General features: G+C 63.0%; 21 protein-coding genes, 3 tRNA genes and 1 pseudogene. 22 read left to right on the top strand and 3 right to left on the bottom strand.

What is annotated here, in order from left to right; all coding sequences use genetic code 11:
• Positions 1–28: 28 nt before the first annotated feature.
• The 19 genes and pseudogenes from TRP66_RS05800 to TRP66_RS05710 all read left to right on the top strand — a co-directional run bounded on the left by TRP66_RS05800 (position 29) and on the right by TRP66_RS05710 (position 16,684).
• Complete coding sequence (locus TRP66_RS05800; protein ID WP_333400420.1) at positions 29–706, top strand: TetR/AcrR family transcriptional regulator; 678 nt, start codon at positions 29–31, stop codon at positions 704–706.
• Positions 707–804: 98 nt separating this feature from the next.
• Complete coding sequence (locus TRP66_RS05795; RefSeq protein ID WP_333400419.1) at positions 805–1,407, top strand: DUF4823 domain-containing protein; 603 nt, start codon at positions 805–807, stop codon at positions 1,405–1,407.
• A 9-nt stretch (positions 1,408–1,416) separates the two neighbouring features.
• Complete coding sequence (locus tag TRP66_RS05790) at positions 1,417–1,977, top strand: DUF1285 domain-containing protein (RefSeq protein ID WP_333400418.1); 561 nt, start codon at positions 1,417–1,419, stop codon at positions 1,975–1,977.
• A gap of 85 nt (positions 1,978–2,062) precedes the next feature.
• Positions 2,063–3,076 carry an aspartate-semialdehyde dehydrogenase gene (locus TRP66_RS05785; protein WP_333400417.1) on the top strand — a complete coding sequence of 338 codons (1,014 nt, stop codon included), beginning with the start codon at positions 2,063–2,065 and terminating at the stop codon, positions 3,074–3,076.
• Positions 3,077–3,186: 110 nt separating this feature from the next.
• The gene (locus TRP66_RS05780) at positions 3,187–6,066 is read left to right on the top strand and encodes a FimV/HubP family polar landmark protein (RefSeq protein WP_333400416.1); all 2,880 of its coding nucleotides are present in this window, start codon (positions 3,187–3,189) and stop codon (positions 6,064–6,066) included.
• A 156-nt stretch (positions 6,067–6,222) separates the two neighbouring features.
• On the top strand, positions 6,223–7,047 hold the full coding sequence (truA, locus tag TRP66_RS05775; protein WP_333400807.1) for a tRNA pseudouridine(38-40) synthase TruA: 825 nt from the start codon (positions 6,223–6,225) through the stop codon (positions 7,045–7,047).
• A gap of 59 nt (positions 7,048–7,106) precedes the next feature.
• A complete protein-coding gene (locus TRP66_RS05770; RefSeq protein WP_333400415.1) occupies positions 7,107–7,727 on the top strand; it encodes a phosphoribosylanthranilate isomerase in 621 nt (206 codons plus the stop codon).
• A gap of 254 nt (positions 7,728–7,981) precedes the next feature.
• Positions 7,982–8,902 carry an acetyl-CoA carboxylase, carboxyltransferase subunit beta gene (gene accD / locus TRP66_RS05765; RefSeq protein ID WP_333400414.1) on the top strand — a complete coding sequence of 307 codons (921 nt, stop codon included), beginning with the start codon at positions 7,982–7,984 and terminating at the stop codon, positions 8,900–8,902.
• Positions 8,899–10,214: pseudogene (gene folC, locus TRP66_RS05760) on the top strand (bifunctional tetrahydrofolate synthase/dihydrofolate synthase). Before accD ends, folC begins: the two are co-directional and overlap by 4 nt.
• Positions 10,198–10,872 carry an SPOR domain-containing protein gene (locus tag TRP66_RS05755; protein ID WP_333400413.1) on the top strand — a complete coding sequence of 225 codons (675 nt, stop codon included), beginning with the start codon at positions 10,198–10,200 and terminating at the stop codon, positions 10,870–10,872. Before folC ends, TRP66_RS05755 begins: the two are co-directional and overlap by 17 nt.
• Before the next feature lie 116 nt (positions 10,873–10,988).
• Entirely contained in the window at positions 10,989–11,576 is a 588-nt protein-coding gene (locus tag TRP66_RS05750) for a CvpA family protein (protein ID WP_333400412.1), read from the top strand.
• A 12-nt stretch (positions 11,577–11,588) separates the two neighbouring features.
• Complete coding sequence (gene purF, locus TRP66_RS05745) at positions 11,589–13,097, top strand: amidophosphoribosyltransferase (RefSeq protein ID WP_333400411.1); 1,509 nt, start codon at positions 11,589–11,591, stop codon at positions 13,095–13,097.
• A gap of 21 nt (positions 13,098–13,118) precedes the next feature.
• Positions 13,119–14,330 carry an O-succinylhomoserine sulfhydrylase gene (locus tag TRP66_RS05740; RefSeq protein ID WP_333400410.1) on the top strand — a complete coding sequence of 404 codons (1,212 nt, stop codon included), beginning with the start codon at positions 13,119–13,121 and terminating at the stop codon, positions 14,328–14,330.
• Positions 14,331–14,341: 11 nt separating this feature from the next.
• Complete coding sequence (locus tag TRP66_RS05735; RefSeq protein WP_333400806.1) at positions 14,342–15,106, top strand: SDR family oxidoreductase; 765 nt, start codon at positions 14,342–14,344, stop codon at positions 15,104–15,106.
• A gap of 15 nt (positions 15,107–15,121) precedes the next feature.
• Positions 15,122–15,247 (top strand): hypothetical protein, encoded by a 126-nt coding sequence (locus tag TRP66_RS05730; RefSeq protein WP_333400409.1) that lies wholly within the window; start codon positions 15,122–15,124, stop codon positions 15,245–15,247.
• A gap of 24 nt (positions 15,248–15,271) precedes the next feature.
• Positions 15,272–15,347 (top strand) — tRNA-Val (locus TRP66_RS05725).
• 67 nt (positions 15,348–15,414) lie between these two features.
• A tRNA-Asp gene (locus TRP66_RS05720) sits at positions 15,415–15,491 on the top strand.
• An 81-nt stretch (positions 15,492–15,572) separates the two neighbouring features.
• Positions 15,573–15,649, top strand: a tRNA-Asp gene (locus TRP66_RS05715).
• A gap of 216 nt (positions 15,650–15,865) precedes the next feature.
• Positions 15,866–16,684, top strand: coding sequence for a DUF2242 domain-containing protein (locus tag TRP66_RS05710; protein ID WP_333400408.1), 819 nt, complete (start codon positions 15,866–15,868; stop codon positions 16,682–16,684).
• A gap of 151 nt (positions 16,685–16,835) precedes the next feature.
• On the opposite strand, the gene ilvA is transcribed toward TRP66_RS05710, so the two are convergent.
• The 3 genes from ilvA to TRP66_RS05695 form a co-directional block, all read right to left on the bottom strand.
• A complete protein-coding gene (gene ilvA, locus TRP66_RS05705; protein ID WP_333400407.1) occupies positions 16,836–18,359 on the bottom strand; it encodes a threonine ammonia-lyase, biosynthetic in 1,524 nt (507 codons plus the stop codon).
• A 433-nt stretch (positions 18,360–18,792) separates the two neighbouring features.
• Positions 18,793–19,833 carry an AraC family transcriptional regulator gene (locus tag TRP66_RS05700; protein WP_333400406.1) on the bottom strand — a complete coding sequence of 347 codons (1,041 nt, stop codon included), beginning with the start codon at positions 19,831–19,833 and terminating at the stop codon, positions 18,793–18,795.
• A gap of 2 nt (positions 19,834–19,835) precedes the next feature.
• Positions 19,836–20,981: a carbon-nitrogen hydrolase family protein gene (locus TRP66_RS05695; protein WP_333400405.1), complete on the bottom strand. Its 1,146-nt coding sequence runs from the start codon at positions 20,979–20,981 to the stop codon at positions 19,836–19,838.
• 243 nt (positions 20,982–21,224) lie between these two features.
• On the opposite strand from TRP66_RS05695, the gene TRP66_RS05690 reads away from it, so the two are divergent.
• From TRP66_RS05690 to TRP66_RS05680, 3 genes are all read left to right on the top strand, one after another.
• Positions 21,225–23,261 carry an NADPH-dependent 2,4-dienoyl-CoA reductase gene (locus TRP66_RS05690; protein ID WP_333400404.1) on the top strand — a complete coding sequence of 679 codons (2,037 nt, stop codon included), beginning with the start codon at positions 21,225–21,227 and terminating at the stop codon, positions 23,259–23,261.
• A gap of 66 nt (positions 23,262–23,327) precedes the next feature.
• Entirely contained in the window at positions 23,328–24,248 is a 921-nt protein-coding gene (locus TRP66_RS05685; RefSeq protein WP_333400403.1) for a 1-aminocyclopropane-1-carboxylate deaminase/D-cysteine desulfhydrase, read from the top strand.
• A 147-nt stretch (positions 24,249–24,395) separates the two neighbouring features.
• Entirely contained in the window at positions 24,396–25,757 is a 1,362-nt protein-coding gene (locus tag TRP66_RS05680) for an MFS transporter (protein WP_333400402.1), read from the top strand.
• The last annotated feature ends 66 nt before the right edge of the window (positions 25,758–25,823 follow it).

Genomic DNA, 25,823 nt, shown 5'->3' with positions numbered 1-25,823 from the left:
TTCGATTTCGAGCCTTACAGACCTTCTTATGCAGAAAGAACCTCGTAAAGTCCGCGAGTTTCGCCGTCGCGAACAGGAAATTCTCGATACCGCGCTCAAGCTGTTCCTGGAGCAGGGTGAAGACAGCGTTACCGTCGAGATGATCGCGGATGCCGTGGGCATAGGCAAAGGCACCATCTACAAGCACTTCAAATCCAAGGCCGAGATCTATCTGCGGCTGATGCTCGACTACGAGCGTGATCTGAACGAACTGTTGCACTCGGCCGATGTGGACAAGGACAAGGAAGCGCTGTCCCGCGCCTACTTCGAATTCCGCATGCGCGATCCTCAGCGCTATCGCTTGTTTGACCGTCTGGAAGAAAAGGTGGTCAAGGGCAATCAGGTGCCCGAGCTGGTCGAAGAACTGCACAAGATACGCGCGTCGAATTTCGAGCACCTGACGCTGCTGATCAAGGGGCGCATTTCCGAAGGCAAGCTCGAAGACGTGCCGCCGTACTATCACTATTGCGCGGCCTGGGCGCTGGTGCACGGCGCCGTAGCGCTGTACCACTCGCCGTTCTGGAGCAACGTGCTGGAAGATCAGGAAGGCTTCTTCCACTTCCTGATGGATATCGGCGTGCGCATGGGCAACAAGCGCAAGCGCGATACCGATGCGTCCGCTCACACCAGTCCGGCTGAAGGTCGCTCCGAGCCTGCCAAAGGCTAGATTTACAGCGCTTCGCCAGTCTTTGCGATAGAGCTGGCGCGGAAGCTGCATCCCAAGGCCATTCGCCGGTTTTCCGTCACCGGTTTCTGGAGGGAAGGATGCGTAGTCTGGTTCTACTGCTGACGCTGCTGGCGTTGAGCGGTTGCATGAAAGTCAGTGACATGGGCGAGGGCGTTCGCGAGCAATTCAGCGATGCCGGTCTGCTCGACCACAGCGACACCCGTCGCATATCCAACTGGCGTGTCCAGCCCGACTCTTTCATTTACATTGCGCAGGGCGCGTTCGTGCCGCCCGGCAATGCCTATCCACGTCCCAATGTCGTGGCCGAGGAGGCGTTCAAGGGGTTCGTCGAGTATTTCCCGATGGTGCGTCGCGCGCCGGCGCCGCTGGGGTTGAACGAAGCGATGATCGAGGCGCGCAGCGCCGGTGCGCATTATCTGCTCTACACCCGCTTCGCCAAGGCCGATGATCGCATCGGCAACGGCGACCAGTGGGCGGATCAGGAAGCCGTGGACCGCCTGGGCGTGGACACAGGGGTCATCCAGCTGATGCTGATCGAGACCAATACCCGTTACCTGATCGACAGCGCACGCATTCGCAGTCGCGGCGGTTTGCTGACGCTTTACGACAAGAGTCCGGAGGATTTGCTCGGCCCACCCCTAGAGGACTACGCTCGTATGCTCTTGGGTGTACCACGCTAGGAGCAAGGCATGACTGACTCAGGCAAGGCGGGCGATCTATTCGCACAGGTCCCGAAATCCAAGGGGTTGCCGCCTGTTCATCTCTGGAACCCGGCGTTCTGTGGCGATATCGACATGCGTATCGCGCGGGATGGCACCTGGTTCTATCAGGGCACGCCCATCGGTCGCAAGCCGATGGTGCGCCTGTTTTCCACCATTCTGCGCCGGGACGGCGACGACTATTTGCTCGTCACTCCGGTGGAGAAGGTTGGCATCAAGGTCGACGACGCGCCGTTCGTGGCGGTCCGGCTCGATGTGCAAGGCGAAGGCGAGCGGCAAGTCCTGCGATTTATCACCAACGTCGAGGACGAGGTCGAAGCCGGCCCAGAGCATCCGCTGCGGGTCGTGATCGATCCGCGGACTCAAGAGCCTTCGCCGTACGTGCATGTGCGTGCCAATCTCGAAGCCTTGATCAATCGCAACGTGTTCTACCAGTTGGTCGAGCTGGCCGTGTCGCGCACTGTCGATGGACAACGCTGGCTCGGCGTCTGGAGTCACGGTGAATTTTTTCCCATCGGGCTGGAGCCATGAGCGTGGGCGAGAGCGGACCGGCTCAATTGCCTGTAGGAAGTGCAGAAGTTAAAGTGCCGCTCCCTGATTTTGCTGAGGTTTTCGCATGAGCCAGTCCTTCGACATCGCCGTGGTCGGCGCCACCGGTACGGTTGGCGAAACCATCGTCCAGATTCTCGAAGAGCGCGATTTTCCTGTGGGTGCGCTGCACCTGCTCGCCAGCAGTGAATCGGCGGGGCAGTCGGTGCCGTTCAAGGGCAAGAACCTGCGGGTGCGTGAAGTGGACAGCTTCGATTTCAGCCAGGTACGTCTGGCTTTCCTCGCCGCTGGCCCGGCCGTATCCCGCAATGTCGTGACGCGGGCCACCGCCGCCGGATGTTCGGTCATCGACTTGTCGGGAGCCTTCCCCGGTTCGCAGGCCCCTCTGGTCATTCCGGAAATCAACCCCGAAGTCATCAGTGCCGACCCGGCCCAAACGCGTCTGATCGCCAGCCCCGGTGCCTGTGCGACCGCCGTTGCCATGGCGCTGGCGCCGTTGTGCGGTCTGCTCGATATCCAGCGGGTAACGGTCACCGCCTGTCTGGCGGTGTCGGCTCAGGGGCGCGAGGCGGTGTCCGACCTGGCCCGTCAGACCGCCGACCTGCTCAACGTTCGTCCGCTGGAAACCGGTTTCTATGATCGTCAGATGGCATTCAATCTGTTGGCTCAGGTCGGCACGCCCGATGAGTCAGGGCACTTGCCGCTGGAACGGCGAATGGTCGCTGAAGTTCAACAGTTGCTGGAAATTCCCGGGCTGAAAGTTTCAGCCAGTTGTATTCAGGTGCCGGTTTTCTTCGGTGACAGTTTTACCGTTTCGGTTCAGGCCGCGAGCCGGATCGATCTGGCCACTGTGAACTCGGCACTCGAAAAAGCGACGGGCGTCGAACTCGTGGAAGCCGGAGACTATCCAACGCCGGTGGGCGACGCAGTCGGCCAGGACGCCGTCTACGTCGGGCGTGTGCGTCTTGGCATCGACGATGATCGACAACTCGATCTTTGGCTAACTTGCGACAATGTTCGAAAAGGTGCCGCGCTCAATGCTGTGCAGGTCGCCGAATTGTTGATAAAAGATTATGTGTAAAAGATACTTGCAACAGTTTTAAGACGTATTGAATAGCGGCGATATGCCTTACACCCAAATGCAGGATTACCTCTCCGGTCGCCGGGGAATTTTTAAACAAGGGATGGGCTATGGTTCAGGTTCGTAAACTGGTATTAGCTATCGCCGCGGCTTCCGCGCTGTCTTCCGGAATGGCCCACGCGCTGGGGCTCGGTGAGTTGTCGGTCAAATCGACCTTGAATCAGCCGCTGGTGGCCGAGATCGAATTGACCGATGCACAGGGGCTCAACGCCGCGCAGGTGGTTCCAAGCCTGGCTACTACCGCCGATTTCGCTCAGGCCGGCGTCACGCGCCCGGCTTTCCTCAGCGATCTGACGTTTACGCCTGTCATCAACGAGAATGGCCGCAGCGTGCTGCGTATCACCTCCAGCAAGCCGGTGCTCGAACCTTACGTCAAATTCCTGGTTCAGGTGCTCTGGCCGAACGGTCGGTTGTTGCGTGAGTACAGCCTGCTGCTCGATCCGCCCAAGTTTTCGCCGGAAGCAGCCGCCGCGGCGGCAGCTGCGCAGCAACCGGCCGCACCCGCCGCCGCGCCTGCCGCTCCGGCCCAGTTGCCGGCCAGCGCGCCGACGCCCGAGGCCACCGCGCCTGCTGCTCCGGCGCCTGCCCAGGCACCGGATGCCGCAACGCAGCCGCCTGCGCCCGCCGCGCAGGCACCCGCTCAATACGTCACCGTCAATAACGACACGTTGTGGGAGATCGCCGAACGGGTCCGCAATGGCGGCACCGTCCAGCAGACCATGCTGGCGATCCAGGCCCTGAACCCCAGCGCTTTCATTGGCGGCAACATCAACCGCTTGAAGAAAGGCGAAGTTCTGCGCTTGCCGACGCCGCAGCAATCGACCGCGCTGCCCCAGGCCCAGGCCGTGGCAGAAGTCTCCCAGCAATACCGCGCATGGCGTGAAGGCCGCCGCTTGCCGGCAGCTGGTGCGCGTCAGGTGGATGCTACTCGTCGTGCGCGTCCGGGCGCCGCACCGGCCCAGGTCGAGACCGGGGACAATCTGAGTCTGGTCTCGGCGACAGGACAGCCAGGTGCTCAGGGTGCGGCCGGAGACGGCGACCTGAGCAACAAACTGGCGACGACCCAGGAGGCGCTCGACACTTCGCGTCGTGACAACGCCGAACTGCAAAGCCGCATGAGCGACCTGCAGAGTCAGCTCGACAAGCTGCAACGTATCATCGAGCTCAAGAACGGCCAGCTAGCCCGCATGCAGGCCGCCGGTGCCACGCCTGAGGCCAATGCGCCGGCGGCCGCCGCCCCAGGCGCTGTCGGCGCCCCGGCGGACCCGGCGGTCAATCCCGCGCTACCCGCCGCGCTGGTGGATGCCAACGGTGCGCCGGTCAAGCCCGAGGGCGAGGTGGCGCCGGAAGACGCCTTGCCGCCCGGCGCCGCCCAGATCACCGCTCCGAATGCCGAGCAGCCGCTGCAGGTCGAGCCTGTGGCGCCGCAGGAGCAGGAAGACCCTCTGCAAAGCGTGCTGAACAATCCAATCCTGCTTGGCCTGATCGGCGGGGCGGCGGTACTGCTTCTGGCATTGCTGCTGCTGTTCCTGGCACGCCGTCGCAACGCTCGCGCAGAGGCCGAGAAACATAAGCGTATGGCCCGTGCCCTGGCGGAAGAGTCGCAATTCAACGCCGACATGGACATGAATAGCCCACCCACCAGCTTTGACGGCCTTGATGTGCAATCGCCGAACGTCCGCATGGGCGCGGCGGCCGGTGCGGCTGCAGCTGCGGCAGCCGGCGTCACGGCAGCGCGCGAGCGCCCGGCGGACCCATTGGTCCAGGCCGAGATCCACATTGCCTACGGGCGCATGAATCAGGCTATCGAGCTTCTGGAGGAGGCCGTCAAGGAAGATCCGGAGCGTGACGATATTCGTCTGAAACTCATGGAGATCTACGCCGAGCAAGGCAACAACAAGGCGTTCGCGGCACATGAAAGGAAGCTGGTGGCTGCGGGAAAGCGTGAAGCTGAGGTCGAGCAGCTAAAAGATCGATACCCGACCATGAACTCCGCGCCGGTGGCAACGCCGGTTCTGGAAAAACAGGCCGAGCCCGCAGCCCCTGTCGCAGCACCGGCCTCATCCGAATCGACCGGGTCGGCGGCAGCGGTGGCCACGACTGCCGCAGCGGCCGCTTCAGCCGCTGCGTTGGCGGCTGAGCTCAAGGCCAAGTATGTCGAGGATCTGCTTGCTGATGACGCCGATGAGCCTGCGCCTGCGCCCGAGGACGATTTCGATCTGAGCCTGGAGCAGTTCGAGCAGGATTCCACGCCGCAAGTCAACACGGTCGACGACCTGGATGAGCTGCTGCTGGACCAGCCTGTCGCGCCTGCCGTTGAGCCGACGCCGAGCTTCGAATCCGTGTTGCAGGAGCAGACCGCTGCAAGCGCCCAGCCTGCCGAACCCGACGATCTGGCGGATTTCGATCTGGATCTGTCGGAAGAGGATCCGGCCCTCAAGACCGAGGATGAGTTCCTGCTGGATCTGGACAAGGATTCGCTGGATCCGGCCAGTGAGCCGCTGGTTCTGGGTGACGACCCGCTGGATCTGGGTGCGACCGAGCCCGAGCCTGAAAGCGAGGACCTGGAGCTGCCGGAAGACTTCGATCTGTCCCTGGCGGACGAGATGGAAAACGATCAGGCCTCCGCGGCCTTCGCCTCGGAGATCGATGACGTCAACGCCGAGCTGGATCGCCTGTCCCAGAACCTGCAACAGCCTGACCTCGGCGAACCGACCTTCACCGAGCAGGACGCCGCGGCGCTGGATGACGAGCCTGAATTCGACTTCCTGGCGGGCGGCGACGAAGCGGCGACCAAGCTGGATCTGGCGCGGGCCTACATCGACATGGGCGACGCCGACGGCGCCCGCGACATTCTCGATGAAGTCGTCGTCGAAGGTGATGACGGTCAGAAGAGCGAGGCCCGGGAAATGCTGTCACGCCTTGCCTGATCCTGTTTCGCCCATGAACAACGGCCGCGCTTGCGGCCGTTCGTTTTTGCGCGGCGGGCCGCTGGCGTCTTTTTTTCGCGGCCGTATAATGGCCGACTTTTTTCGCAACCCCACAGGCTGTAGACCTTGGCGAACATAGACAACCCGGCCGCGGAGATGGCGGCCGAGGGTTTTTCCCGCATTGCGCTGGGTGTGGAATACAAAGGCTCGCGTTATTGCGGCTGGCAGCGACAGGCCTCCGGCGTGCTCACGGTGCAGGAGACCCTGGAAGACGCCTTGTCGAAGGTCGCCGATTCTCCGGTGTCGCTGATGTGCGCCGGGCGTACCGATGCCGGCGTGCATGCCTGCGGGCAGGTGGTGCATTTCGATACCCAGGCCGAGCGCACCATGAAAGCCTGGGTCATGGGCGCCAACATCAATCTGCCCCATGACGTCAGCGTCACCTGGGCCAAGGTCATGCCGGCGAATTTCCATGCCCGGTTCAAGGCCATCGCGCGTCGCTACCGCTATGTGATCTACAACGACCAGATCCGTCCCGCGCATCTGGGGCAGGAAATCACCTGGAATCACCGGCCGCTGGACGTCGAACGCATGGCCGAAGCCGCGCAGTATCTGGTCGGTACTCATGATTTCAGTGCGTTCCGGGCAGGGCAGTGCCAAGCCAAGTCGCCGGTCAAGCAACTGCACCATTTGCGGGTGACCCGGCACGGCAAGATGATCGTCATCGACGTGCGCGCCAACGCGTTCCTGCATCACATGGTGCGCAACATCGCAGGCGTGCTGATGACCATCGGCGCCGGCGAGCGGCCGGTCGAATGGGCGCGGGATGTGCTGGAAAGCCGTGTGCGTCGCACGGGCGGGGTGACGGCCCATCCGTTCGGCCTGTATCTGGTCCAGGTCGAATATCACGACGAGTTCCCTTTACCGGATCGCTACATAGGACCGCATTTTCTTACAGGCTTCAATGAACTTGGCGGCTGACGATTCGGCAACCTTTTGCTAACATTCAGAGCTTTCCGGAAGGCTTGAGGTTTAACTACATGTCAGCCGTTCGTAGCAAGATCTGCGGCATTACCCGCATAGAAGACGCCCTGGCAGCGGTCGAGGCGGGTGCGGATGCCATCGGTCTGGTGTTCTACGCAAAAAGTCCCAGGGCCGTGAACGTGCAGCAGGCGCGAGCGATCATCGCCGCCTTGCCGCCCTTCATCACGACCGTGGGGCTGTTCGTCAACGCCAGCCGCTGTGAAGTCAACGAAACGCTGGACGCGGTGCCTCTGGATCTTCTGCAGTTCCACGGCGACGAAACGCCGGAGCAGTGCGAAGGGCATTACCGACCCTACATCAAGGCGTTGCGCGTCAAGGCGGGCGACCAGATTGCCGAAGCCTGCCGCAGTTACCGCAATGCACGGGGAATCCTGCTCGATGCCTACGTCGAAGGCGTGCCCGGTGGTACGGGTGAGACCTTCGACTGGACTTTGATCCCCAGTGAGCTGGAGAAACCGATCATCCTTGCCGGCGGGCTGACCTCGGCCAATGTCGCGCAGGCCATCGCGCAGGTCCGCCCCTATGCGGTCGATGTCAGTGGCGGCGTCGAGAAGAGCAAGGGCATCAAGGACCGTGAAAAGATTCTCGCGTTCATGAGCGCGGTCCAGGGCGCCTGATGTGACGGCTGAAGGTCAGCCGCCGTCCATAAGCCTGTTCCTGCCATTAGTCATGAGTCTTGCAGGTCGAATCAAGTGGGCGAGGTTTATGTCCGTCGCCCCGCCAGGAAACAAATCGGAATGCGCAAGCATGCAGGTCCGGCCGATGCCGACCGCTGCTTGCGCTATCGCTACATCAACGAATTGAGTTAGGGCATGCGTGTGACGCGCAAGCGTCACGCGTTCGAGCCGAACCGGTACTGGAGAAAGAAAGCATGAGCAACTGGTTGGTAGACAAACTGATCCCTTCGATCATGCGTTCCGAGGTGAAGAAAAGCTCGGTCCCCGAGGGCCTCTGGCACAAATGCCCGTCCTGCGAAGCGGTGCTGTATCGCCCTGAACTGGAAAAGACCCTCGACGTCTGCCCCAAGTGCAACCATCACATGCGCATCGACGCACGCGCACGCCTGGACATCTTCCTGGATGCGGATGGCCGTGCCGAGCTGGGTGCGGAAATGGAGCCGGTGGACCGTCTCAAATTCCGCGACGGCAAGAAGTACAAGGACCGCCTGACCGCTGCGCAGAAGCAGACCGGTGAAAAGGATGCGCTGATTTCCATGAGCGGCACCTTGCTGGGCATGCCGATCGTGGCATCGGCGTTCGAGTTCTCGTTCATGGGTGGTTCGATGGGCGCGGTGGTGGGCGAGCGTTTCGTGCGCGCTGCCAACTACGCGCTGGAAAACCGCTGCCCCATGGTCTGCTTCGCGGCCTCCGGTGGTGCGCGGATGCAGGAAGCGCTGATCTCCCTGATGCAAATGGCCAAGACCTCCGCGGTACTGGCGCGGATGCGCGAAGAAGGCCTGCCCTTCATTTCCGTGCTCACCGACCCTGTTTACGGCGGTGTATCGGCGAGTCTGGCGATGCTGGGTGACGTGATCGTCGCCGAGCCGAAAGCGCTGATCGGTTTCGCCGGCCCGCGCGTCATCGAGCAGACCGTACGCGAAAAACTGCCGGAAGGTTTCCAGCGCAGCGAGTTCCTGCTGGATCACGGGGCCATCGACCTGATCGTTTCCCGCAGCGAGCTGCGTCCGCGTCTGGGTAATCTGGTGGCCCAGATGATGAATCTGCCGACCCCGACCTTCGTGGCGCCGGTGATCGAGCCTGTCATCGTTCCACCGGCTCCGGCTACCGTATGACCCCCAAGACCCTGGGCGAGTGGCTCGCCTACCTGGAACAGCTCCATCCGTCAGCCATCGACATGGGGCTTGATCGCTCGCGTCAGGTGGCCCGGCAGTTGGGGCTTGGCCGTCCCGCGCCGCGAGTGGTCACGGTAACGGGTACGAACGGCAAGGGCTCGACCTGCGCGTTCGTCGCGGCGCTGCTGCAATCCCAGGGTCTCAAAGTAGGCGTCTACAGTTCTCCGCATCTGCTGCGCTATAACGAGCGGGTCAGGGTACAGGGCGTCGAGGCAACCGATTCTGAGCTCTGCGCGGCCTTCGCCGCCGTCGAAGCGGCTCGGGGTACTGTAAGCCTGACCTACTTTGAAATGGGCACCCTGGCCGCATTCTGGTTGTTCGAGCAGGCACAGCTCGATGCCGTGGTGCTGGAAGTCGGGTTGGGTGGTCGTCTGGATGCCGTCAACCTGATCGACGCCGACCTTGCTCTGGTGACCAGCATCGGTGTCGATCATGCGGACTGGCTGGGTGATACCCGCGAATCGGTGGCTTTTGAAAAAGCCGGCATTTTCCGCCCCGGCTGCCCGGCGCTGTGCGGTGATACCCAGCCGCCCGAACCCTTGATCGACAAGGCGCGCGAACTGGGTTGCCCGTTGCTGGTGCGAGGGGTGGGTTTCGATCTGTCGATTGGCGAGCACAGCTGGGACTGGCGTGGGGTCGTCGACGGCCGTCCGCAGGAGCTGCGCGGCCTGCCGCTCCTGGAACTGCCGATGCCCAACGCCGCGCTGGCCATTCAGGCCTTCGCGCAGATGGGCTATCCGTTGGAGGCCGTTGCGGTCGGGCGCGCACTGGCCGGCACACGGCTCGCCGGTCGGCTGGATCGCCGGGTGGTCCATTGGCAGGGCAAGAAACTGAACCTGCTGCTGGATGTAGGCCATAATCCACATGCGGCGCAGTTTCTTGCCCAGTGTCTTGCGCGCCGGCCGGCAGGGGGCAAGCGTCGAGCAGTCTTCGGACTGCTGGCCGACAAGGATCTTGAAGGCGTGGTCGCGGAGCTGACGTCGGTCATCGACGAATGGGCCGTGACTGCCTTGCCGACCTCCCGGACTCGACCGGCCGAGCAGTTGCAATCCGTGTTGCAGAACCTTGGCGCACGAGTGACGTCCTATCAGAGCGTTGCGTTGGCGCTCGAGGCGCAATGCGCGCTCGCAACGGCCGATGACGAAATTCTGCTGTTCGGATCTTTTTACTGTGTGGCCGAGGCTCTGGAATGGCTGGCCGGCCCCACCTGAGAGGCCTCCTAGAGGAAGCTGCAAATGGCTTTGCTGGATAACGTATTCAAACAGCGGATGGTCGGCGCTCTGGTGCTGATCGCCGTAGCGGTCATCTTCCTGCCCATGCTGTTCACCCGGCAGGATGAGTCCCGTCAGGTGCAGGTGGAAGCGCCTGCCGCGCCGCAGGCACCGGCCGTGCCGCAGACGCAAGTGGAGCCGGTAGCGGTGCCCGAGCAGCAGATGCTGCCCGAGGAGCCGGTGGTCGAGGATCAGGCCGCTCCGTCAGCCCAGCCTCCGTCGATGCCGATCGCGCCTGCGCCTGCCGCGCAGACTCCGCCACCGGTTGCGAGCGCGCCCGCCGCGCCCAAGCCGGCTCCCAAGCCAGCCCCGGCGACGGCACCGGCCGCAGCTCCCGCTCCCGCTCCCGCGCAGGCTGCCGCAAAACCCGCCGCACCTGCGGGTGTCGATGCCAACGGCCTGTCGGTCAGCTGGTCGGTGCAACTGGCGAGCATGTCCAACCGCGCCAACGCCGACAATCTGCAGAAGACGCTGCGTGCCCAGGGTTACAACGCTTATATCCGGACCGCCAACGGCGTGAACCGGGTATTCGTCGGTCCCCTGATCGAGCGTGCCGAAGCCGATCGTCTGCGTGATCAGCTGGACAAGCAGCAGAAGCTCAAGGGAATCGTCGTGCGCTTCCAGCCCGAACGAGGCTGAGCGCGACGCTTCGGCGGGATGCATCGCAGGAAAATGCATCCCGCCGATAATCGCTGCTTACCCACGGGCGGCCGCTCTGCTAAAATGCGCCGCCTTAACGGTTTGTAGGCTGCAACGTGGCATTTACTCCGGTTGACTGGGCGATTCTCGGAATCGTCGTCATTTCCGCTTTGATCAGTCTGAAACGCGGCTTCGTCAAGGAAGCCCTGTCGTTGATGACCTGGATCATTGCAGGCGTCGTTGCCTGGATGTTCGGTGCGGGCCTGTCGCTGTACCTGGTCGATTACATTCAGACTCCGTCGGCTCGGGTCATCGCGAGCTGTACCATTCTTTTCGTCGCCACCCTGCTGGTTGGCGCCATGGTCAATTTTCTTCTGGGCGAACTGATTCGCGTCACCGGGCTTTCCGGGACGGACCGGTTTCTCGGCATGGTCTTCGGCGCGGCGCGCGGGGGCCTGCTGGTCGTCATCGCGGTCGGGCTGCTGAGCCTGGGCCCCGTGCAACAGGATCAATGGTGGCAGCAATCGAGGCTGCTTCCCCAGTTTCTCATGGTCGCTGACTGGTCCAAGAACCTGATTCTCGGGATGTCCAGTCAATGGCTCGCCAGCGGCATCAGCGTACCTGCTGAGTTGCCGTTCAAGGAGCAGATTCTGCCGGCTGCGTTGCCGCAGGAAGTGCTCGGTAAATCCAGTACCACTAAGTAGGGGTTGTGTCGCATGTGTGGCATCGTCGGTATCGTTGGAAAGTCGAACGTCAATCAGGCGCTGTATGACGCGCTCACCGTCCTCCAGCACCGCGGCCAGGACGCTGCCGGTATCGTTACCAGCCATGATGGCCGGTTATTCCTGCGCAAGGACAATGGTCTTGTGCGCGACGTGTTTCATCAACGTCATATGCAACGCCTGGTCGGCCACATGGGTATCGGCCATGTGCGTTATCCCACTGCGGGCAGCTCGACTTCGGCCGAGGCCCAGCCGTTCTACGTCAACTCGCCTTACGGCATCACCCTGGCGCACAACGGCAACCTGACCAACGTCGAGCAGCTGGCGAAAGAGATCTATGAATCCGATCTGCGCCATGTGAACACCAGCTCCGACTCTGAAGTGTTGCTCAACGTGTTCGCCCATGAACTGGCGGTGCGCGGCAAGCTGCAGCCTTCCGAGGAAGACATTTTCGCGGCGGTCACCGACGTCCACAAACGCTGCCGTGGCGGCTATGCGGTCGTGGCGATGATCACCGGCTACGGCATCGTCGGCTTCCGCGATCCGGACGCCATTCGTCCTATCGTGTTCGGCCAGCGGCATACCGACGAAGGCGTCGAATACATGATCGCCTCCGAAAGCGTTTCGCTGGACGTGCTGGGCTTTACCCTGATCCGCGACCTGGCGCCGGGCGAAGCGGTATACATCACCGAAGACGGCAAGCTGCATACCCGCCAGTGCGCGCCGAACCCCAAGTACGCACCCTGCATCTTCGAACACGTATACCTGGCCCGTCCGGACTCGATCATCGACGGCATCTCGGTCTACAAGGCGCGTCTGCGCATGGGCGAGAAGCTGGCCGACAAGATCCTGCGCGAGCGTCCGGATCACGACATCGACGTGGTGATCCCGATTCCCGACACCAGCCGCACCGCTGCCCTGGAGCTGGCGAACCGTCTGGGCGTCAAATTCCGCGAAGGCTTCGTCAAGAACCGTTACATCGGTCGTACCTTCATCATGCCCGGCCAGGCCGCGCGCAAGAAGTCGGTGCGCCAGAAGCTCAACGCCATCGAGCTGGAATTCCGCGGCAAGAACGTCATGCTGGTGGATGACTCCATCGTGCGCGGCACCACCTGCAAGCAGATCATCCAGATGGCCCGCGAAGCCGGCGCCAAGAACGTCTATTTCTGTTCGGCGGCGCCGGCGGTGCGTTACCCCAACGTCTACGGCATCGACATGCCGAGTGCTCACGAGCTGATCGCTCACAACCGTTCCACCCAGGACGTGGCCGACCTCATCGGTGCCGACTGGCTGGTCTACCAGGATCTTAACGACCTGATCGAGGCGGTCAGCGGGAGCAAGAAAATCAAGATCGACAACTTCGATTGCTCGGTATTCGACGGCAAGTACGTGACCGGCGATATCGACGAGCATTATCTGAACAGGATCGAGCAGGCGCGCAACGATGCTTCCAAGGTCAAGAGCCAGGCAGTGAGCGCGATCATCGATCTGTACAACAACTGATTTGGACAAGGAGAGGGCGGCATGACTCAGGAATGGGATGCCGGTCGGCTGGACAGCGACCTCGAAGGCGTGGGTTTCGATACCCTCGCCGTACGTGCCGGGCAGCACCGCACACCTGAAGGAGAGCATGGCGATCCCATGTTCTTCACTTCCAGCTATGTCTTCCGCACGGCCGCCGACGCGGCCGCGCGGTTCGCCGGCGAAGTGCCTGGCAACGTCTATTCCCGCTACACGAACCCGACCGTGCGCTCGTTCGAAGAGCGCATTGCTGCGCTCGAAGGCGCGGAACAGGCGGTAGCGACCTCGACCGGCATGGCCGCCACGCTTGCTGTGGTCATGAGCCTGTGCAGCGCCGGCGACCACGTGCTGGTGTCGCGCAGCGTGTTCGGTTCCACCATCAGCCTGTTCGACAAGTACTTCAAGCGTTTCGGCATCGAAGTGGACTACGTGCCGCTGGCGGAGCTGGGCGGCTGGGACGCGGCGATCAAGCCCAATACCCGGATGCTGTTCGTCGAGTCGCCTTCCAATCCTCTGGCCGAGCTGGTCGATATCGCCGCACTGGCCGAAATCGCCCATGCCAAGGGCGCCATGCTGATCGTCGACAACTGCTTCTGCACCCCGGCACTGCAACAGCCATTGCTGCTGGGTGCGGACATCGTCGTGCATTCGGCGACCAAGTTCATCGACGGCCAGGGTCGTTGCATGGGCGGTGTCGTCGCCGGACGCAGCGAGCAGATGAAGGAAGTGGTCGGCTTCCTGCGCACCGCAGGGCCGACGCTCAGCCCGTTCAATGCCTGGGTATTCCTCAAGGGTCTGGAAACCCTGAACCTGCGCATGCGTGCTCACTGCGCCAATGCTCAGGCACTCGCCGAGTGGCTGGAGCAGCAGGACGGCATCGAGAAGGTTCATTACGCCGGTCTCAAGAGTCATCCGCAGCATGAGCTGGCGCAGCGCCAGCAGAAGGGCTTCGGCGCGGTGGTCAGTTTCGAGGTCAAGGGTGGCAAGGAGGGCGCCTGGCGCTTCATCGACGCTACCCGGCTGATTTCGATCACCGCCAACCTGGGCGACAGCAAGACCACCATCACTCATCCGAGCACCACGTCCCACGGGCGTCTGGCGCCACAGGAGCGTGAAGCGGCCGGCATTCGCGACAGCCTGATCCGGATCGCCGTGGGGCTGGAAGACGTCGCCGACCTGCAGGCTGACCTGGCGCGCGGTCTGGCGGCCTTGTGAGCGACTGGTCGATGCAGTTCTCCAGCGCCAACAACGGGCGTGTCGCGCTGGTGACTGGCGCAGCGCGCGGGATCGGCCTGGGCATCTCTGCCTGGCTGATCACGGAGGGCTGGCAGGTGGTGCTGACCGATCTGGACCGTGATCGGGGCCACAAGGTGGCGCAGGCGCTGGGCGACAATGCGTTGTTCATCACCATGGACGTGTCCGTGGAAGATCAGGTCGTCGGCGCGGTGGCCGAGGTGCTCCGGCGCTTCGGCCGGCTAGATGCGCTGGTGTGCAATGCCGCGGTGGCGGATCCGCACAACGGCACGCTGGAAAGTCTGCCGCTGGCTCACTGGAACAAGGTTCTGGCCGTCAATCTCGCCGGCCCCATGCTGCTGGCCAAACATTGTGCGCCTTACCTGCGCGCCCATTGCGGCAGCATCGTTAATCTGACTTCCACGCGAGCGCGGCAATCGGAGCCTGATACCGAAGCCTACGCCGCGAGCAAGGGCGGGTTGCTGGCGCTGACGCATGCACTGGCTATCAGTCTGGGGCCGGAGATTCGCGTCAACGCGGTGAGTCCTGGCTGGATCGACGCGCGCGACCCCTCCGTTCGCCGCGCCGAACCGCTGTCGGAAAGCGACCATGCCCAGCATCCGGCGGGCAGGGTAGGGACTGTGGAAGACGTAGCGGCCATGGTTGCCTGGTTGCTGTCCCGGAACGCCAGCTTCGTTACAGGGCAGGAGTTCGTGGTCGATGGCGGAATGACCAAAAAGATGGTCTACGCCGAGTAAGAAAGGCTGCGGGTCATGCGCTTGCGCCTGAGTCGCGCAGGGTGCAACCGCCGCTTCGGCGGGCAGCGCGATCAGGACGGATTGAAGCGTTTTGAAAAAAACTTCAATCAGGGTATTGACTTAGGTTCATCAGGTGCGTAAATTTCGCGGCCTCAACGAAGCAAAGGGTGATTAGCTCAGCTGGGAGAGCAGCTGCCTTACAAGCAGCGGGTCGGCGGTTCGATCCCGTCATCACCCACCATCGTTGAGTTTGAAGGCTGATACACGAGGGCTTTCAAATGTAACACCAGGACGGAAGTCCACCATGCGCAGCGGTAGTTCAGTCGGTTAGAATACCGGCCTGTCACGCCGGGGGTCGCGGGTTCGAGTCCCGTCCGCTGCGCCATATTTCAAGGATCGGGTTCGCCGGGTCCTGGATCGAAATGCACAAGCAGTTCGATCCGATGCAGAGTTGTACAAGCGATACGCAGCGGTAGTTCAGTCGGTTAGAATACCGGCCTGTCACGCCGGGGGTCGCGGGTTCGAGTCCCGTCCGCTGCGCCATATCAAGTTCCAGGGCCCTTGAACTCCCTGGAACGAACAGGAAAGCGACCTCAGGGTCGCTTTTTTGTTGCCCGCCGTTTGATGCCGCGCAGGGCGGTTTGTGTCACGAACTTTGCCAATTGTGCGTTGATCCATTGCCAGCCATGTTGCAGACTTGAAGCCGTTTTTTCGGCCCGCTGCGTTCTCCTCGCAGTCTCTTCCTAGCCAGGGTTTTCGATGTTTAAGTCAATGAGCGTTAGCACTGCCTGCCTGATCTCCGCGATGATGCTCGCCGCGGGCTGTTCGTCTTCCAAGCAGGCCGTCTACGATCATGAGCATTTCGATGACGCGGGCACCTTCTCCCGCAGTTACCCGGCAGCGGACCTGGCGTCCTGCGAGGCTGGACGTCGGGCATTGCTCAGTCAGGGCTACATCATCACCAGCAGCGACCCGAAGATGATCAGCGGGCGCAAGAGCTTTCAGCAGACCGGCGACACCCACATCGAAATCAGCTTCAACCTGGTATGCGCGGCCGACGCCACGGGCGGCACCTCGACCATGTTCGCCAACGCTCTGCAAGACCGTTACGCGCTCAAGAAGACCAATACCTCGGCAAGCCTCGGGGTAGGGGTGCTAGGTTCGTTGTCGATGCCCATCGGCTCTACCGACGACTCCATGGTCAAAGTGGCGAGCGAGACTGTGGCGTCGGCAAAATTCTATGACCGGTTTTTCGCGCTGGTGGAGAACTTCCTGCCCCCGGAGGTGAAGAAGGCTGCGCATATCGTCGAGAAGCCCAAGGCGGAACTGGGTGAGCCTGAAGCCGCGCCTGCTGCTCTTGCACCCAAGGCGCCGGAGCCAAAACCCGTTGAACCTGTCGCGCCTGCGCCTGCCGAGCCGGCTCCAGTGGCCGAACCCGTACCTCAGCCCGCTGCGCCTATCGGAGCCAGCGAACCTCTGGCGGCGCCTGCGGAGGCCGGTTCGTTCGACGTGCAGACCCAGGAAGCGCCAGCCGAGCCAACGGCCGCAGAGCCTGAAAGCGTCCAGGCCCCAGAGTGATGAATAAGCATGAACGCGTGACTTCGCGGCATGCCTGGATTTTCTGGCAGGAGCCAGCTTGCTGGCGATCTGGCGCGAAGCGGCAGCATGCGGTGTATCAGGCAGCCGGTGTCGGTTTTATCGCCAGCAAGCTGGCTCCTACAGAATCGCATCACCCCAAGAACAAACGATACGCCGGGTTCTGGCTTTCGTCCCAGTATGGATAGCCGATCTCGTCCAGCGCCTGGCCCAGCAGATGGCGTTCTTCCTCGGGCACCACCAGCGCCGCTACCACCCGGCCGTCGGCCGCGCCGTGATTGCGGTAGTGGAACATCGTAATGGTCCAGCGCCCGCCCAGCTTGTCGAGGAAGTTGAACAGCGCGCCGGGCCGCTCGGGGAACTCGAAACGCAGCACCACTTCGTCGTTCACCCGCTCGGCATGCCCGCCGACCATGTGGCGGATGTGCAGCTTGGCCAGTTCGTTGTCGGTCAGGTCCAGCACCGGGAAACCCTGCCCGGTCAGGCTGGCGATCAGCGCGTGGCGCGGGTCGTTGACCGGATGGGTCTGCACGCCGACAAAGATGTGCGCCTCGCGGTCGGTATGGTAGCGGTAGTTGAATTCGGTGATCTGCCGCTTGCCGATGGCCTGGCAGAATGCCTTGAAACTGCCCGGCTGTTCGGGAATGGTCACGGCGATGATGGCTTCGCGGCCTTCGCCCAGTTCGGCGCGCTCGGCGACGTGGCGCAGGCGGTCGAAGTTGACGTTGGCGCCCGACTCGATGGCCACCAGGGTCTGGCCGCTGACACCCGTCTGTTCGACGTACTTCTTGATTCCGGCCACTGCCAGCGCGCCGGCCGGCTCGGTGATCGAGCGGGTGTCGTCGTAGATGTCCTTGATCGCCGCGCAGATCTCGTCGGTGCTGACGGTGATCACTTCGTCCACGTACTGACGGCAGACTTCGAAGGTATGCTGGCCGATCTGCGCCACCGCCACGCCGTCGGCGAACAGTCCGACCTGGTTGAGCACCACGCGCTCGCCGGCCGCCATCGCCGCCTGCAGGCAGTTGGAGTCATCCGGCTCGACGCCGATGACCTTGATCTCCGGGCGCAGGTACTTCACGTAGGCGGCAATGCCGGCGATCAGCCCGCCGCCGCCCACCGGCACGAAGATCGCGTCCAGCGCGCCGGGTTGCTGGCGCAGGATTTCCATGGCGACGGTGCCTTGACCGGCGATGGTGTCGGGATCGTCATAGGGGTGGATGTAGACCATGCCCTGCTCGTCGACCAGTTTCAGCGAGTGGGCCAGCGCCTCGGGAAAGGAATCGCCATGCAACAGCACCTGCGCCCCGCGCGAGCGCACGCCTTCGACCTTGATCTCGGGCGTGGTCTTGGGCATCACGATGGTGGCGGCGATGCCCAATTGGCGGGCGGCCAGTGCCAGGCCCTGGGCATGGTTACCGGCCGAGGCGGTGACCACGCCGCGCGCCAGTTCTTCGGCCGAGAGCTGGGCCAGCTTGTTGTAGGCGCCGCGGATCTTGAAGGAAAACACCGGCTGCAAATCCTCGCGCTTGAGCAGCACTTGGTTGCCAAGCCGCTCGGACAGCTGGCGGGCGCCATGCAGCGGGGTTTCCACGGCGACGTCGTAGACGCGGGAGGTGAGGATCTTGCGTGCGTAGTGGTTCAGCAGGTCGCTCATCGTCCCGTCGCCCCGTGCTCGGTTGGCGAGGCGGTCTGACGGGCAACGGAACGGACGATGAAGTAAAGGCTGGCGATCATGGCTGTCTCCTGGTTTTCATGGCCCCGGAGACAGTAAAAAACCCGCCTCCTGGGCGGGTTTTCTGCAAGCGTCGGCTAACCCGCCATGACTGGAATGACGGTAATAATAATCTGGCCGAAATAACGCTTGGAGGTGTGCATGGGCTGGAGCGTATGGCGAGGGAGGGCGCGAAGTCAAGCCGCGACTTATTTCCTTCACGTCTGCGCTTTAATGTAGTTTTGTATCTTTCATCGACTTCACACCACGCCAAGAGGGCATATGCATGGACGATTATCAGGAAGAATGGCTCGAATACCGCGCGCTCGAACAAGACCCGCTGGAGCCGGCCGACGACGCCACCGAGCTTTGAGGATCACAGCCCGCGGCGCTGAACACGCCTGAACTCTCCCGGCGTCTGCCCGCTCCAGCGCTTGAACGCACGCTGGAAGGCTTCGGCCGATGCGAACCCCAGCAGGTAGGCGATTTCTCCGAACGCAAGCTCGGTGTCGCGGATGTAGGTCATCGCCAGGTCGCGGCGGGTGTCGTTGAGGACGGCGCGGTATTGTGTACCTTCCTCGGCCAGCTTGCGACGCAGTGTCCAGGTCGGCAGTTTGAGCCGGGTCGCTATGTCTTCGAGTTCCGGCTCCGCGCCGCCGCTCAACAGCGGTCCCAGCAGCCGGATCACGCGTTCGCGCAAGCTGCGGGTACGGGTCAGTCGCTCCAGTTCTGCTTCGCACAGTTCCTGCAGATGCTTCCAGGTGCTCGGGCAATGTTCGGGGTTGCGCAGTGCCAAGGTGGCCTGATCCAGCCTGAGCTGATTGGTGCCGGTGCCGAATGCGGGCGGCTGCTCGCTGAGGCCTGTGTAATCGGCGACGTACTCAGGCGGGGCGAACTCGATTTCGATCCGCTGCGCCTGTAGTGGACGTTGCGCCAGACTGCTCAACTGTACGACCCAGCCTGACAGGATCGAGTCCACCACGAACCGGTTGTAAGCGTTATAAGGGCTGATCGAGTAAAACCGCAGCCATGCCCCGCCGGCGTCTTCATGCAGGCTCGATTGCCCGCGATAATTCGTGCCATACAAGGGTTCGAAACGGGTCAGGGCACGCGCCGCCTCGCGTACGTTCGGCGCCTGGGCGGCCGTGACGCCCGCCAATCCTGCCTGGGCCAGTCGGCTCAGTTGTCCCATGCGCAGTCCCAGGCCTGGCTGACCGGTCAGTTGGATGGCTGCGTGGCCCAGTCGCATGTAACGAGGAATGGACAGGCGCCCGCCGGCTTCGGCCAGACGCGGCGTGTCAAGTCCGTACTGCGTCAGCAGCGGGTCGGGATCGTGCCCATGACTGCGTACCGCATCGGCCAGGTTCTGCACGAAACCGACCGACAGATCGCCAAGCCTCAGGCTTGAACCCGACACGTTCACAACCAGACGTTGATCAGCCGCGCGCCGCTTGTCGACGGCTGTTGCGCGGGGGGCTGGGGGACGATGCCACCGTCATGGCTGACGAAGCTCTGTCCGACGCTGCGCTGGTCCCAGAACTGGCCATGCATGAACACGCTCACGCTGGCGTGCGCGGTGCTGTGTCCGGCGCGGCCGGTCAAGGTCAGGCGGTGCCAGGCCTGTTCTTCGGTCAGCTGCGCGCCTTGCACATCGATGTTGGCGCGTGCGCTCTGGTCGCGATGTCCGCGCCAGCGGTCGGACCAGCCCGAGTTGCCGTTCACGGACGCCGGTATGGCGATCAACTCGGCGCCGCTTTCGCTGAGCCGTGCATAGGCGGCCGGATACCAGCTGTCGCTGCCGATCAGGACTGCAAGGCGTCCGGCAGGTGTATCGACGACTTGCAGCGGCGCATCGCTCGCGGCGCTGACATAGCGGCGCCGGTGATGACTGGGATAGATCTGCCGCTGTGGCGGGGCCAGCGGCCGGCCGTCGCTGCCAAATGTCAGGCTGACGTTATACAGCGCGCCGTTTCCGGGATTAAGTTGACCGTCCACCAGTTGCGGGTCGGGCAGGATGATGGAGCCCGCTACCAGCGTGATACCGAACTCACGGGCGAGGCCGCCGAACAACCTCTGGTAGTCCTCGGCCATGGACCGGGCCTTGAGGCGCATGCGGGCGTCGTCCAGCCGGTTATCACCCTGGGTGCGTGGCAACGCCATGATGAATTTCAGAGGATTGCTCCAGGCCAGCCAGTCCATGGCTTCGTCCTGGCTTTCGGCGCGGTAGAACTGATTCTTCTCGTGGGTCGCGAACAGCCAGGTGCCGACATGCTCGGGCAGCACGGCCACGGTCTTGCTGCTGATCAGACCCTTGTCCCGTGCCTGTTGCAGATAGGCTGCCAGCTTGCGATGCAAGCGGCCCAGATCCTGATAGTCGCTGGGAAACAGATCCGGCTCGATGCCCAGCAGGTTGCCCCGAGCACCCGGCCGGCCCTCGTCGATGACGACCTGAGCGCGCAGGTCGGAAAGGTAATGGCCCATTGGCCGTTGTCCGGTCCACAGGCCATAAATGACCAGGACCGCTACGCTGATCAGCAGCAGACAGGCAATCAGAACTTTGCGCATAAAGGGCAGCAACAACCTTTGATGAATGCCCCTCAGGTTAGGGGCCGGCGAAGCGCTTGCCAAGGGTGGCTGCGCATTTGGATCAATAACTTGTCACTTTCGATCATTGAGCGAGGTCTTTGCGCTCTTTACTGTGATGCCAGGCCGCCGTGCCATCCGACCGCGTTTCAAGAGGGTCCGCAGAGGCTCTCGGGCAATCGCCCGTAATCATGACCGACCGATGAGAACCGATGGAGCTTCGCCATGACCGCTGCCCCTTATCCGCACTTGCTGGCCCCGCTGGACCTGGGTTTCACGACCCTGCGCAATCGCACCCTGATGGGGTCGATGCACACCGGTCTGGAAGAACGGCCCGGCGGTTTCGAGCGCATGGCGGCGTATTTCGCCGAGCGCGCTCGCGGGGGCGTCGGCCTGATGGTTACCGGCGGCATCGCGCCGAACGTGGAGGGCGGCGTCTATGACGGCGCCGCCAAACTGACCTGCGATGAAGAGGCGCAGGCGCATCGAATCGTGACCCAGGCCGTGCATGACGCTGGCGGCAAGATCTGCCTGCAAATCCTGCACGCGGGCCGCTACGCTTACAGCAAGCAACAGGTGGCGCCCAGCGCGATACGCGCACCGATCAACCCGTTCACGCCCCACGAGCTGGACGAGGACGGGATCCAGAAGCAGATCCACGATTTCGTCAACTGCGCTCGCCTGGCGCAGACCGCCGGGTACGACGGCGTCGAAATCATGGGGTCGGAAGGCTACTTCATCAATCAGTTCCTGGTCGCCCACACCAACCATCGCACCGACCGCTGGGGCGGCAGTTACGAAAACCGCATGCGCCTGGCAATCGAAATCGTCAGCCGTGTGCGCGAGGCGGTGGGCCCGCGCTTCATCATCATTTTCCGGTTATCGATGCTGGACCTGGTGGAGGGCGGCAGCAGTTGGGAAGAAATCGTGCAATTGGCCCAGGCCGTCGAGGGCGCCGGCGCGACGCTGATCAACACCGGCATCGGCTGGCACGAAGCGCGTATTCCGACCATCGCCACCAAAGTGCCGCGCGGCGCGTTCAGCCGAGTGACCGCCAAACTGCGTGGATCGGTGAGCATTCCGCTGATCACCACCAACCGCATCAACACCCCTGAAGTCGCCGAACAGATTCTCGCCGAAGGGGACGCCGACATGGTGTCGATGGCGCGACCGTTTCTCGCCGATCCAGAGTTCGTCAACAAGGCGTCCGAAGGACGCGCGCAGGAGATAAACACCTGCATCGGCTGCAATCAGGCCTGTCTCGACCATACCTTCAGCGGCAAGCTGACCAGTTGCCTGGTCAACCCGCGTGCTTGCCATGAGACCGAGCTCAATTATCTGCCGGCCACCCACATCAAGAAAATTGCGGTGGTCGGCGCCGGACCCGCCGGCCTCGCAGCCGCCACGGTCGCGGCCCAGCGCGGTCATCAGGTGACGCTGTTCGACGCCGCAGGCGAAATCGGCGGCCAGTTCAACATCGCCAAGCGAATCCCCGGCAAGGAAGAGTTTTTCGAAACACTGCGCTATTTCGAACATCATCTTAAGCGCACCGGTGTCGAAGTCCACCTGCAAACCCGCGTGGCCGCCAGCGATCTGCTGGCCGACCGCTACGACGAGGTCATCCTGGCGACCGGTATCGCTCCGCGTATTCCGGCCATCCCCGGTATCGAGCATCCCAAGGTGCTCACTTATCTGGAAGTGATCCAACAGCACAAGCCGGTCGGGCGCAGCGTCGCCGTCATCGGCGCCGGCGGCATCGGCTTCGACGTCTCGGAGTTTCTGGTTCATCAAGGCGTCGCCACCAGCCTGGATCGCGACGCGTTCTGGAGGGAGTGGGGCATCGATACCGCCTTGCAGGCCCGGGGCGGTGTTGCGGGCATCGCCCCGCAGGTGCATGCGCCGGCGCGTCAGGTGTTCCTGCTGCAACGCAAGGACAGCAAGGTGGGTGATGGACTGGGCAAGACCACCGGCTGGATCCACCGTACTGGTCTCAAGAACAAACAGGTGCAGATGCTCAACAGCGTCCAGTACCTGAAGATCGACGATGAAGGCCTGCATATCCGTATCGGCGAAGGCGAGGAAAAGCTGTTGCCGGTGGACAACGTCGTCATCTGCGCCGGCCAGGATCCGCAGCGCGAGCTGTATGACGAACTGGTCCAGGCAGGCCAGAGCGTTCACCTGATCGGCGGCGCGGATGTGGCGGCCGAGCTGGATGCCAAGCGTGCGATCAACCAGGGCTCGCGGCTGGCGGCGCAGCTCTGAGGTGTGCACAGCGGGATGGATGCGGGGTGGTAGACTGCCGCCCCGACCTGTTTCCCGGCGACACCGATGCTTTCGCACACCCTGACCTGGCAGCCCACCGCGCCTCTCGAACCGCTGAACCTCCCCTGGTTGCGACTGGCCGGGGTCGAGGTCGCGGTGTTGCGGCTGGATCTCATCGATCCGCTGATCAGCGGCAACAAGTGGTTCAAGCTCACCGGGCATCTGCGGTTGGCGATCGAGGCGGGCGGGCAGGGCGTGATCAGCCTCGGGGGTGCGCATTCCAATCATCTGCATGCACTGGCGGCGGCAGGGCAGCGTTTTGGCTTCGCCACGGTCGGCCTGCTGCGCGGCCATGAGCAGCAGACGCCGACCACGCGGGATCTGCAAGCACTGGGCATGGAGCTGCACTGGCTGGGATATGGCGGCTATCGCGCTCGACATCAGCCCGATTTCTGGACGCCGTGGCGAACCCGCTATCCGCACCTGCACTGCGTCCCCGAGGGCGGCGGTGGCCTGGCGGGTGCGCTGGGTTGTGGCGCGATACCGGACATGGTCCGTTGCCAGTTGAGCGACATCGGCTGGGACCGCCATGACGGCTGGTGGCTGGCGGCGGGCACCGGTACCACGCTGGCGGGACTGGTGCTGGCGGAGCAGGGCGCGCATCCGGTACACGGGGCGCTGGCGGTGCCGGACGATCATGGGGTGGCGCAGAACGTTGCGGCTATCTTCGGGCAGGTCGGCCGGGAAGCCTCCGCTTTCCGGCTCCATCCAGCCAGCCGTGGCGGTTTTGCCAGAACCGATGCTGACTTGCTGGAGTTTACCGCCAGAGCTGAAACTGATTCCGATCTGCCTCTCGAACCGATATATACCGGCAAGGCGTTGCTTGCGCTGCACGATCAGGTTGTCGCCGGGCAGATCGCGAAGGGTACGCGACTGATCTTCATCCATACCGGCGGGCTGCAAGGTAGGCGGGCGATGGGGCTCTGACCCGCTACATAGACGCTCTCGCACAAGTCGTGCGCTGTGGGGAACGTCGATGTCGGCCCTGACTACGTGGATGACTGTTCTGGATCAAGGCCTGCCTGCCGCTGTCTCGATAATCGGTGCTTTCCCGAACCGGATGCCGAGGTCAGCATGACAAACCCCGCCGCAGCGCCAGTCGATCCCGCCACGCTGAGAAAAGTCATTGTCGCAGCCGCCATCGGCAATTTCGTCGAATGGTTCGACTTCGCCGTCTATGGATTTCTTGCCACCACCATCGCCTTGCAGTTCTTCCCCAGTGGCGACGCGAGCGCGGCCCTGCTCAAGACCTTTGCCGTGTTCGCCGTGGCCTTTGCGTTTCGGCCGCTGGGCGGCATCGTGTTCGGCATGCTTGGCGATCGCATCGGTCGCAAACGCACCCTGGCAATGACCATTCTGCTGATGGCCGCTGCCACGACGCTGATCGGTCTGTTGCCCACTTACGCGGCCATCGGCGTCGCGGCGCCGATCCTGCTGACGATCATCCGCTGCGCCCAAGGTTTTTCGGCGGGCGGCGAATACGCCGGCGCGTGCGCTTACCTGATGGAGCACGCGCCCAACGACAAGCGCGCCTGGTACGGCAGCTTCATTCCGGTGTCGACCTTTTCCGCGTTCGCGGCGGCAGCAGTGGTGGCGTATGCGCTTGAGGCTTCATTGTCGACCGAGGCAATGGCGAGCTGGGGCTGGCGTCTGCCGTTCCTGATTGCCGCGCCACTGGGGCTGGTCGGCCTCTATCTGCGCTGGAAGCTGGACGAAACCCCGGCGTTCCAGGCGGTCGCCGAAGAGCACGCCGTGGCGCACTCGCCGCTCAAGGAAACCCTGCGCCACCAGGGTGGCGCGATCTGCTGCCTGGGCGCGTTCGTGTCGCTGACGGCCTTGTCCTTCTACATGTTCACCACCTATTTCGCGACCTATCTGCAAGTGGCGGGAGGCCTGAGCCGGGCGGCGGCGCTATTGGTGTCGCTGATCGCGCTGTTGTTCGCCGCCGCCATCTGCCCGCTGGCCGGCGCGTTTTCCGATCGGGTCGGACGGCGGATGACGGTTGCGACAGCCGGCGTGCTGCTGATCGTCGTGGTGTTCCCGTCATTCCTGATGGCCAGCTCAGGCTCCTTCGCGGCCTCGATTCTCGGCGTGATGTTACTGGCGGTGGGTGCGGTGCTGTGCGGGGTCGTGACGGCGGCGCTGTTGTCGGAAACCTTCCCGACCCGCACCCGTTATACCGCCTCGGCCATTACCTACAACATGGCCTACACCTTGTTCGGCGGGACTGCGCCGCTGGTGGCAACCTGGCTCATCAGCACCACGGGCAGCAATCTGTCGCCTGCCTGGTATCTGATTGGCATCTCGGTCATGGCGCTGGTCGGCGGGTTGGCGCTGCCGGAAACCTCGCGGATTTCCCTGCACGACGTTCCTGACAGAAGAGGCGCCAAATCGGCAAAGGCGACAGGCGCGTCGCGGCCTGCGACGCTGGGTTGAGCGCTTCAAGTCTCAAGCAAGGCAACAAAACGTAGCAAGGGCGCCCCAAAAAATGGCACATTGGCG

The organism is Pseudomonas sp. JDS28PS106, from assembly GCF_036706555.1.
GTDB lineage: Bacteria > Pseudomonadota > Gammaproteobacteria > Pseudomonadales > Pseudomonadaceae > Aquipseudomonas.
This window is presented reverse-complemented; position numbering and strand designations above follow the sequence as displayed.